At 74.3% G+C, this 10,237-nt stretch carries 8 protein-coding genes and 1 pseudogene; 5 read left to right on the top strand and 4 right to left on the bottom strand.

The genetic code is table 11. The features are described from left to right. Positions 1-257, bottom strand: a pseudogene (locus tag ACIBH3_RS01840) (hypothetical protein); the annotation flags it as partial. A gap of 19 nt (positions 258-276) precedes the next feature. Here ACIBH3_RS01840 and ACIBH3_RS01835 point away from each other — a divergent pair. After that, entirely contained in the window at positions 277-675 is a 399-nt protein-coding gene (locus ACIBH3_RS01835) for a hypothetical protein (protein WP_396309852.1), read from the top strand. Between the two features lie 64 nt (positions 676-739). Here the strand turns inward: ACIBH3_RS01835 and ppc are convergent, their stop codons facing one another. Then, positions 740-3,598 carry a phosphoenolpyruvate carboxylase gene (ppc, locus tag ACIBH3_RS01830; protein ID WP_396309851.1) on the bottom strand — a complete coding sequence of 953 codons (2,859 nt, stop codon included), beginning with the start codon at positions 3,596-3,598 and terminating at the stop codon, positions 740-742. Between the two features lie 344 nt (positions 3,599-3,942). On the opposite strand from ppc, the gene ACIBH3_RS01825 reads away from it, so the two are divergent. Beyond that, a complete protein-coding gene (locus ACIBH3_RS01825; protein WP_396309850.1) occupies positions 3,943-5,214 on the top strand; it encodes a sensor histidine kinase in 1,272 nt (423 codons plus the stop codon). Between the two features lie 113 nt (positions 5,215-5,327). On the opposite strand, the gene ACIBH3_RS01820 is transcribed toward ACIBH3_RS01825, so the two are convergent. Together ACIBH3_RS01820 and ACIBH3_RS01815 are read right to left on the bottom strand one after the other, a co-directional pair. Further along, complete coding sequence (locus ACIBH3_RS01820) at positions 5,328-5,828, bottom strand: SUKH-3 domain-containing protein (protein ID WP_396309947.1); 501 nt, start codon at positions 5,826-5,828, stop codon at positions 5,328-5,330. Positions 5,829-5,876: 48 nt separating this feature from the next. Next, on the bottom strand, positions 5,877-6,344 hold the full coding sequence (locus tag ACIBH3_RS01815) for a YwqJ-related putative deaminase (RefSeq protein WP_396309849.1): 468 nt from the start codon (positions 6,342-6,344) through the stop codon (positions 5,877-5,879). A 406-nt stretch (positions 6,345-6,750) separates the two neighbouring features. Here ACIBH3_RS01815 and ACIBH3_RS01810 point away from each other — a divergent pair, with 406 nt between their 5' ends. From ACIBH3_RS01810 to ACIBH3_RS01800, 3 genes are all read left to right on the top strand, one after another. Continuing rightward, positions 6,751-7,914 (top strand): Gfo/Idh/MocA family protein, encoded by a 1,164-nt coding sequence (locus tag ACIBH3_RS01810; RefSeq protein WP_396309848.1) that lies wholly within the window; start codon positions 6,751-6,753, stop codon positions 7,912-7,914. Beyond that, on the top strand, positions 7,911-8,891 hold the full coding sequence (locus tag ACIBH3_RS01805; RefSeq protein ID WP_396309847.1) for an NAD-dependent epimerase/dehydratase family protein: 981 nt from the start codon (positions 7,911-7,913) through the stop codon (positions 8,889-8,891). Before ACIBH3_RS01810 ends, ACIBH3_RS01805 begins: the two co-directional genes overlap by 4 nt. 138 nt (positions 8,892-9,029) lie before the next feature. Continuing rightward, positions 9,030-10,199: a DegT/DnrJ/EryC1/StrS family aminotransferase gene (locus ACIBH3_RS01800; RefSeq protein ID WP_396309846.1), complete on the top strand. Its 1,170-nt coding sequence runs from the start codon at positions 9,030-9,032 to the stop codon at positions 10,197-10,199. Positions 10,200-10,237 lie beyond the last annotated feature (38 nt).

The following is a 10,237-nucleotide window of genomic DNA, read 5'->3' as shown; positions in this document are numbered from 1 at the left end:
TGGGCGTCGTCTTCGGCGGGGGTTTCGGGTTCGCCGTCGTCGTGGGCGTCGTCTTCGGCGGGGGTTTCGGGTTCGCCGTCGTCGTGGGCGTCGTCTTCGGCGGGGGTTTCGGGTTCGCCGTCGTCGTGGGCGTCGTCCTCGGCCGGGGCCTCGGGTTCGCCGCAGTCCTCCGGGCCGGCCGGGCCGCTGGAGTCCCCGGGGTCGATGTCGATGTCGCCGTCGGCCTCGCCGCCGGAGCGGGGCGGCTTCTTCGACACCGATGAGGCGAAGGCCGGCGTGCTGGTCGACCGGCTCGGCCGCGAGAACTACGCGGACCAGTACTTCGGGGCATGCGCGGACACCGCGGGGCATGTGCTGCACGTCCTGCGGGTGCCCGGTGGCGACTTCGACGCCGCGGCGGCGCGGGCGGCGGCCCGCCCGGGGGTGGAGCTGAGGATCGCGTTCGTCGACGCCGTCGGCTCCCGCAAGGCCCTCGTCACCCTCCAGACCCGGATCGAGGCCGAGGCGGAGTCCTACTGGCGGTCCAGGGGCGTGGAGATCGCCCGCGTGTCGGTGAACAACGACGGGTCCGGGCTGCGGGTGGACACCGCGCAGGCCGCGACCGCCCGGGATCAGCTGGTGGCCCGCTACGGCCCGCAGGTGTCGGAGGTGGTCGGGGTGGTGCCGCGCCACTGACCACGGACGACGAGAGAGGGGGCCCGCACTCGCGGGCCCCCTCTCTCGTCGTGCCGGCGGCCCGTCAGCCGGTGTTGCGCAGCCCGGCGGCGATGCCGTTGACGGTCAGCAGCAGGGCGCGGGCGCGCAGCGGGTCCTCGGGGCGGCCCTGGGCGACCAGCTCGCGCTGGCGGCGCAGCAGGGCGACCTGGAGGTAGGAGATCGGGTCGAGGTAGGCGTCCCGCACGGTGAAGGTCTGCTTGAGTACGGGGTTGTGCTCCAGCAGTTCGCTCTCGCCGGTGAGGCGGAGCACCTCCTTGAGGGTGAGGTCGTGCTCGGCGGTGATCTGGTCGAAGATGTGGTGCAGTTCGGCGGGGACGAGCTGCTCGACGTAGTGGCGGGCGATCCGCAGGTCGGTCTTGGCCAGCGTCATGGCGACGTTGGAGAGGAAGTTCTGGAAGAAGTGCCACTGGCCGTGCATCTCGTCGAGCACGTCGCCCAGGCCCGCGGCGCGGGCGGCGGCGAGGCCGGAGCCGACGCCGTACCAGCCGGGGACGATCTGGCGGGACTGGGTCCAGCCGAAGACCCACGGGATGGCGCGCAGGCCGTCCAGGCCGGCGCCGGAGTCGGGGCGGCGGGAGGGGCGGGAGCCGAGGTGGAGTGAGGCGAGCTGGTCGACGGGGGTGGCCGCGAAGAAGTACTTGGGCAGGTCCTCCTGCTCGACCAGGGCGCGGTAGGCGGTGTGCGCGGCGGCGGACACCTGGTCCATCGCGGCGTCCCAGCGGGCGAGTTCCTCGGGGGCCTGGCGCGGTGCGGTGTGCAGGGCGGAGGCGGCGAGGGTGGCGGAGATGGTGAGTTCGAGGTTCTCCCGGGCGAGGGAGGGCAGCAGGTACTTGTCGGAGATCACCTCGCCCTGCTCGGTGACCTTGATCTCGCCCTCCAGGGTGCCCCAGGGCTGGGCGAGGATCGCCTCGTGGGAGGGGCCGCCGCCGCGGCCGACGGTGCCGCCGCGGCCGTGGAAGAGGCGCAGCCGGATGCCGTAGCGGTGGGCGACGTCGCGCAGTCGGCGCTGGGCGCGGTGGATCTCCCACTGGGAGGTGGTGATGCCGCCGAACTTGGAGGAGTCGGAGTAGCCGAGCATGACCTCCTGGATGTCGCCGCGCAGCGCGACGAGCAGCCGGTAGGAGGGGTCGGAGAGCATCTCGTCCAGGATGCGGTCGGCTTCCTGGAGTTCGTCGGTGGTCTCCAGCAGCGGGACGATGCCGATCTTGGCCATGCCGGCGTGCAGGTCGATCAGGCCGGCCTCGCGGGCGAGGACGGTGGCGGCGAAGACGTCGTCGGCGCCCTGGCACATGGAGATGATGTAGCTCTCGACGATCTCGTCGCCGAACCGCTCGAAGCCCTCACGGATGGTGTTGAAGACGCCGAGGGTCTTGGTGCCGGCCGCGTCGAGCGGGGCCGGGGTGGGGGCGAGGGGGCGGCGGGAGCGCAGTTCCTTGGCGAGCAGCTTCTGGCGGTACTCGCGGGGCATGTCGGCGTAGCGCCAGGCCTCCTCGCCGAGCCGGTCGAAGAGCTGGCCGAGGGCGTGGTGGTGGGCGTCGGCGTGTTCGCGCACGTCCATGGTGGCGAGTTGGAGGCCGAAGGCCTCGATGGTGCGGATGGCGCGGGCCAGGCGGCCGTCGGCGATGAGTTCGCCGCGGTGGGAGCGCAGGGAGTCCTGGATGAGCTTGAGGTCGGCGATCAGCTCGCGGGTGCCGAGGTAGTCGCGGCCGGGGATGTGCGGGGTGCCCTGGGCGAGGCGTTCGCGGGTGTTCTCCAGCTTGAGGCGGACGCAGGTGGCCTTGAGGCGGTAGGGCTCCTCGGCGTTCATCCGCTTGTAGCGGGGGCTGAGTTCGGGGAGCACGTGCAGGTCGGTGTTGAGGGAGGCGAGCAGTTCGACCGAGGCGCCGGCCAGGCGCTCGGAGGTGGAGAGGGAGCCCCGCAGGTCGTCGATGGCCGACAGGGCGTCCTTGATGCCGTACTCGTGCTGGAGGTTGAGGACGTCCCAGGTGACCTGCGGGGTGACGTTGGGGTTGCCGTCGCGGTCGCCGCCGATCCAGGTGCCGAAGGTCAGCGGGCGGACGCCTTCGGGGAGGGTGAGGCCGACCCGGGCGAGTTCCTCGTGGAGCTCCTCCAGGACCTCGGGGACGGCCGCGCGGTAGAGCTCGTCGAGGTAGTAGACGGCGTTGCGGGCCTCGTCGGTGGGCTCGGGGCGGGCGATGCGCAGCTCGTCGGTCTGCCAGAGCAGGTCGATGACCTCGGCGAGCCGGCGGTCGGCCTGGCGTTCGAGGGAGGTGTGGCGTACCGCGGCCCGGTCGGCGGGGCCGGGCTGGCCGGCGGGCCGGTGGCGGGCCGGGTCGGTGGTGGCGAGGCCGGAGGCGGCGTGCTCGCGGTGGATGTGTTCGAGGAGTTCGCCGACCCGGCGGAGCTTGTTGAGGACGCTGCGGCGGGCGGCCTCGGTGGGGTGCGCGGTGAAGACCGGGCGGACGGCGAGGTGGGCGAGGGTGTCCTCGAGGTGCTTGGGGTCGGCGTCGGCGAGCTGGTCCGCGGTCTGGGCGAGGAGCGAGCCCTCGCGGGCTCGGCGGGTGGCGAACTCGCGGCCGCGGTGCACCTGCTCGGTGACGTTGGCGAGGTGGAAGTACGTGGAGAACGCGCGGACCAGCTTGGCGGCGGTCTCCAGGTCGATGTCGGAGAGCAGCTCGGCGGTCGCCTCGCCGTCGGTGCGGCTGAGCAGGCGGACCTGCTCGACCAGGCCGAGCAGCTGCGGGCCCTCCTGGCGGACGAGTGTCTCGCCGAGCAGGTCGCCGAGGCGGCGGATGTCCGCGCGCAATGCTGCGTTGTCTGCGACCGGGTCGGCGGCGCCGGGGGTCGGGCTGTCCGCCGGGGTGGGGACCGGAGCGGTCACGGCTGGCTCCCTGTGGTGGTGGGGTTCGGCAACGGCTCTGTCACCTGGTTGGGGCGACGCGTGCGGACCGCGCTGTCCGACGCGACCAGCATAGGTGTCGCGGGGGACGGCGTCCGAAAGGTGGCCGGATGGCGGACAGGTTCGGCACTGCGGCCCAGCCGGTCTGGACCAATCTGTCCGAGGCGGTCCGCGGCCGGCGGCCCGGGCCGGCCGGGTGTCCGGGGGTCTCCGGGCGTGTCCGGGGTCTGCCCCGGGGCGCACCGGCGTGCCGGGGTGGTGTCGGGTGTGTGTCGGGGGGTTAACCCGCTGGGGCGGGCCGCAGGTGCGGCCTTAGGCTGTCGGGTATGAGCAAGTCGCCGGGGGAGGGCGGTCCGGGTCGGCCGCTGTGGTGGTGGAAGCGGCGCCGTGGTGCGTTCCTGGACATCGGGTTGGCCGCGCTCGCGGGATTGGAGTGTGCGTTCGGGGCGTACGGCCTGGTCAACGATCATCTGCGGTTGGGTGGGCCGCTCACGATCGTGACGACGGTGTTCGGCGCGCTGGCGGGGACGACGCTGGTGGTGCGCAGGCGCTGGCCCGCGGTGCCGGTGCTGGTGGCGCTGGTGTTCGTGCCGGGGCTGTTCGGGGTGGTCCTGCTGGTGGTGGCGCTGTACACGCTGGCGGCGACCTGGGAGTGGCCCTCGCGCCGGCGCCGGGTGGTGGGGCTGGCGGCGCTGGCGTTCGCCGAGGCGCTGGTGATGGTGCTGATCGCGATGCTCACCCCGGGCGCGGGGCCCGAGCCGCCGGACCAGCCGCCGGTCTGGGTGATCGTCCTGCTGTCGGTGCTGGTCGCGGTCGGCCTGACGGTGCCGCCGGTGGTGACGGGCCTGTACGTGGGGGCGCGGCGGCGGCTGATCGAGTCGTTGAAGGACCGCGCACAGGGCCTGGAGACGGAGCTCGACCTGCTCGCCGAGCAGGCGCACGAGCGCGCGCGCCGGGCGCGGCTGGAGGAACGCACCCGGATCGCCCGGGAGATGCACGACGTGGTGGCGCACCGGGTGTCGCTGATGGTGGTGCACGCCGGGGCGCTGGAGCGGATCGTCGCGAAGGACCCGGAGCGGGCGGCGCAGAGCGCCAAGCTGATGGGCGAGGTGGGCCGGCAGGCGCTGAACGAGCTGCGCGAGATCCTCGGGGTGCTGCGGATGTCGGAGGATCAGGGCGAGGCGACGGACGCACTGGCCGGGCTGCCCCGGCTGGTCGAGCAGTCCAAGGCGGCGGGGATGGCCGTCACGCTGACCGTCAGCGGTACCCGCCGGGAGTTCAGCGTGCAGGCCGAGCGGACGGCGTTCCGGGTGGTCCAGGAGGGGCTGACCAACGCGCACAAGCACGCGGGCGGCGCCCAGGTGTCGGTGCTGCTGGCGTACGTGCCCAACGGGGTGCGGGTGGCGGTGGTCAACGACTGCCCGGGCGGGGGCGAGAAGGTCGGGCTGCCGAGCGGCGGGAACGGGCTGATCGGGATGCGCGAGCGGGTGGTGGCGCTGGGGGGCAGCTTCACGGCCGGGTCCGAGCGGGACGGTGGCTTCCGGGTGGAGGCGGTGCTGCCCTCGCGCCTCGCCGTCCATGCCGAACGGCTGCTCTGACCATCCGGCCTGTTCCGGGGGCCGGTGTGTTCCGGCGCCTCCGGCGCCTGCGCCGTCCGCCCCGGCCGGCCGCGCCGCCGGCCGGGCGCCCGGGGCGGGAGGGGTTGCGGGCGCTAGAGGTCCCCGGTGCGCAGCCGTACCGGGGCGGTGCCGAGCAGCAGCGCGCTGACGGCCTGGTCGACGCCCGCGCCGAGGTACCACTCGCCGACGTGGTCCAGGCTGTAGACCCGGCCCGCCTCGTCGATGGCCAGCAGCGCGCGGCCGTACATCTCCTCGCCGAGCGGGGCGAGCCGGGTGTCCAGGGCGCGTCCGAGGTCGGCCAGGGTGCGCGGCTGGTGCAGCCCGCAGAGCGGGTCGAGCAGGAACGGCGTCGGCGCGATCTGCCGCCCGGGGCCGGACGGCTCGAAGGAGAGCCCGCCGAACTCGGCCCAGGCCTCGACCGCGGCCGGGAACACCGCGTGCGGCACGTCGTGCCCGGCCAGGGCGTCGGCCCACTCCTCGGCCTGCTGGATCTGCCAGCGGCCCGGGTGCCAGCCGGCCTGCTTGAGTTCGGCCGCGACGTCGGCGGGGAAGCGCGGGCGGGGCCGGGCGGGGGACTGACTGAGCGGGTTCAGGGTGTGCTCCAGTGATCGGGGCAGGGGCGGTACGCAGGGCGCGGTCGGTCAGCCGGCGGGTGGCCCGACGGCGACGCTCTGTACGCCCAGGTGCTCCAGCAGCGTCGCGCAGGAGCGGCACGGCGGTGCGTGGGTGCCGTGCGCCGGGTCGTCCTCCTCGCGGATCCGCACGGTGGTCAGCCGGGCGCCCTTGAGCGACTTGCGGGCGTCCGCGAGGCTGAGCGGCTTGCGGGCCGAGCGCTTGGAGCGGGCGGCGTCCACGGTGGTCAGGTGCTGGGAGAGCAGGACGGCCTCGGGGCAGCGTCCGGTGAACCGCTCCCGGTGTTCGACGGGCAGCGCGTCCAGGAAGGCTCCGATCAGCGGGTGCAGCTCGGGGCGGCGCTCGGACTTGTCGCCGGCCAGGGTGTGCACGTCGCCGCCGCGCAGCGAGAGCGCGGCCGCGACGGCGGGCAGCAGGCTGTCGCGGTGGTGGCGCAGCAGGGGTGCGCCGGCCGGGGCGGCTTCGTCGATGGTCATGCGTCGTCCTCCTTCTGCGTCCTGACGCCGGGCCGATGGCGGGTCGCCGGTCCCCTCCGGTACCGGGTGGTCGGGCCGGGCCCTGCCGGGTCGTTCCGGCCGGGTCGGCGGGCCGTCCGCCGGGCCCGTTCCGGGGGACAAGCCTGTCAAATGCCCCGACCCGGTACGCAACCGGGGTGCGGGCTCACGGTTGTGGCCCGATCCTCACCGGACCGTCACCGGGTGTGCGCCAGGTTTCCCGATTCGGCTCACCTCGGGAGGTGGCGGCCGGTAGCGTTCCTGGGACGGGCCGAGGGGTCGGGCCGACCTGCGGGGGTGGCAGGCGGCGCGGTAACTCCATGGTCCGGTACGGCCGTTGAGGCCGCCGGGGCGGGCCGTCCCGGCGTCGAGCAAGGGGGGTCTTGCGATGACGGACGCGGAAGCCGCCAACGAGGCGCCGGGCGAGCACGTGCCCACCCCGGGAGCGCCACCGCCGGCCCGGCCCGAGCGGCCGATCGGGATCGCGGTGGTCGGCGCGGGGTACTGGGGGCCGAACCTGGTGCGCAACGCCCAGCAGACGCCGGCGCTGCGACTGCACTGGCTGTGCGACCTGGACGAGGCGAAGTCCCGGCGGGTGCTGGGGGAGTACAGCACCGTCCGGTCGACCACCTCCTTCGGCGAGGTGCTGGCCGACGAACGGGTGCGGGCGGTGGCGGTGGCCACGCCCGCCGCGGCGCACCACCGGCTGGTACGGGCCGCGCTGGAGGCCGGAAAGCACGTCCTGGTGGAGAAGCCGATCACCACCTCGGCCGAGGACGCCGCCGAGCTGGTGGAGCTGGCCGAGGCGCGCGGCCTGGTGCTGATGTGCGACCACACCTTCTGCTACACGCCGGTGGTGCGCCGCATCCGGGAGCTGGTGCACGGCGGGGAGATCGGCGACATCCAGTTCTTCGACTCGGTGCGGATCAACCTGGGGCTGGTCCAGCCCGATGTGGACGTGCTGTGGGACCTCGCCCCGCACGACCTGTCGATCCTCGACTTCGTGCTGCCGCCGGGTGTCGAACCGGTGGGGGTGAGCGCGCAGGGCGCCGACCCGATCGGCGCGGGGCGCGCGTGTGTGGCGTACCTGACGGTGCGCCTGAGCAACGGCGCGCTGGCGCACTGCCACGTCAACTGGCTCTCGCCGACCAAGGTCCGCACCACGCTGATCGGCGGCTCGCGCCGCACGCTGGTCTGGGACGACCTCAATCCGCAGGCCCGCCTGGCCGTCCACGACCGGGGTGTGGACCTCACGCCGCCGGACGAGATGACCGACGCGATCCGCCACCAGGCGCTGATCTCCTACCGGGTGGGCGAGATGGTCGCGCCCGCGCTGGTGGAGCAGGAGGCGCTTCGCAACGTGATGGCGGAGTTCGCCGCCGCGATCACCGAGGGCCGGGCGGCGCTGACCGACGGGCGCTCCGGCCTGCGGGTGCTCCAGCTGCTGCACGCCGCCTCGCTCAGCCTCCGACTCGGCGGCGCCACCGTGCCGGTGGGGGCCGGCGCCGACAACCGTCCGTTCTTTGCTCAGGAGAGGGCCGCCGCGCGGTGAACGCTGTAGAGATCGAGGGATCCCGCTGCCTGGTCACGGGCGGGGCCGGCACCATCGGCTCCACCGTGGTCGACCAGCTGATCGCCGCGGGTGCCCGCGAGGTGATCGTGCTGGACAACTTCGTCCGGGGCCGGAGGGCCAACCTGGCGCACGCGCAGCGGCTCGCCGCCCCCGGGCGGCTGCGGGTGGTGGACGGGGACATCCGCGACCGCGCGCTGCTGCGCGAGCTGCTCGACCCGGGCACCGACCTGCTGTTCCATCTCGCCGCGATCCGGATCACCCAGTGCGCCGCCGAGCCGCGGCTGGCTCTGGAGGTCATGGTGGACGGCACCTTCGACGTGGTGGAGGCCGCCGCCGAGACGGGCGTGCGCAAGGTGGTTGCCTCCTCCACCGCCTCCGTCTACGGCCTCGCCGACACCTTCCCCACCCCGGAGAGCCAGCACCCGTACCACAACGACACCCTGTACGGCGCCGCGAAGGTCTTCAACGAGGGCCTGCTGCGCAGCTTCCACGCCATGGCCGGGCTGGACTACGTCGCGCTGCGGTACTTCAACGTGTACGGGCCCCGGATGGACGTGCACGGCCGGTACACCGAGGTGTTCATCCGCTGGATGGAGCGGATCGCGGCCGGGCAGCCGCCGCTGATCTTCGGGGACGGCACCCAGACGATGGACTTCGTCCACACCGAGGACATCGCCCGGGCGAACCTGCTGGCCGCCGCCGCGCCCGTCACGGACCGGGTCTACAACATCGCCACCGGCACCGAGGTGTCGCTGCGCGGCCTGGCCGACGCGCTGCTCCGCGCGATGGGCCGGCCCGACCTCGACGTCGAGCACGGCCCGGCGAGGGGTACGGCGGGCGGGGTGGTCCGCCGGCTGGCCGACATCTCGGCGGCCGAGCGCGACCTCGGCTGGAAGCCGGAGCTGGGCCTGGACGAGGGCCTGCGCAGGCTCGTCGCGTGGTGGCGCGAGCAGTGACCGGGTCCGGCCGACCGACCGGGTCCGCCCGACCGACCGCGCCCGGCTGAGCGCGCCCGGGCTCCGGTCCGCCGCTGCCCGTTCGACCGGCCTGCCCGTGCCCAGTCCGTCCGGCCCCCAGCACCCCGGAGCTGCCGCATGTCCGAAGTCCCCGTCCCCGAAGTCCCCGTCCCCGCGGTCCCCGTCATCCCCGTCATGATCCCCTGGCTGGGCGAGGAGGAGGCCGATGCCGCCGCCGATGCCGTCCGCTCCGGCTGGGTGGCACAGGGCCCGCGGGTCGCCGAGTTCGAGCGGGCCTTCGCCGAGCACCTCGGCGTGCCGCACGCCGTCGCCGTCTCCTCCTGCACCACGGCGCTGCACCTGGCGCTGATCGGCGCGGGCGTGCGGCCCGGCGACGAGGTGGTCGTCCCCTCGTTCTCCTTCATCGCCACCGCCAACGCCGTCACCTACCTCGGCGCGACCCCCGTCTTCGCCGACGTGGACGCCGCCACCGGCAACCTCACCGCCGAGAGCGTCGAGCCGCTGCTCGGCGGGCGCACCAGGGCGGTGATCGCCGTCGACCAGGGCGGTGTCCCCGTCGACCTGGACGCGTTGCGCGCCCTCACCGCCCCGCGGGGCATCACCGTGATCGAGGACGCCGCCTGCGCGGCCGGCTCGCTGTACCGGGGCCGCCCGGCGGGCAGCACCGCCGAGATCGCCGCGTACTCCTTCCACCCGCGCAAGCTGCTGACCACCGGGGAGGGCGGCATGGTCACCTGTCAGGACGGCGACCTGGCCGCCCGGCTGCGGCGGCTGCGCGAGCACGGTATGAGCGTCTCGGCCGCCGAGCGGCACGCCGCCGCGGGCGGCGCGAGCCTGCTGGAGACGTACGACGAGATCGGCTTCAACTACCGGATGACCGACATCCAGGCCGCCATCGGCCTGGTACAGCTGCGCAAGCTGCCCGCGCTGGTCGCCCGCCGGCGCGAACTCGCGGCCCGCTACCGCCGGTCGTTGGCCGGCACCGGCGCCCGGCTGGTCGCCGACCCGGCACACGGCAGAGGCAACGTCCAGTCCTGCTGGCTGCTGCTGCCGGACGGCGCGATCGGCCGCACCGAGCTCCTCGAACGGCTCGCCGCCGCCGGGATCTCCGCCCGGCGCGGCATCATGGCGGCCCACCTGGAGGCCCCGTACAAGGGCACGGCCCGGGTGCCGCTTCCCGCCACCGAGCTGCTGGCCGCCCGGTCGGTGATCCTGCCGCTCTACCACGCGCTGACCGAGGAGCAGCAGGACCGGGTGCTCGCGGCCCTGCACCGGGCCCTGGGGTGAGCCGCCGGGCCCACCGGCCGTAACGCCCCGCCCACTGC

The sequence above is a fragment of the Kitasatospora sp. NPDC050543 genome (genome assembly GCF_044457565.1).
GTDB lineage: Bacteria > Actinomycetota > Actinomycetes > Streptomycetales > Streptomycetaceae > Kitasatospora.
This window is presented reverse-complemented; position numbering and strand designations above follow the sequence as displayed.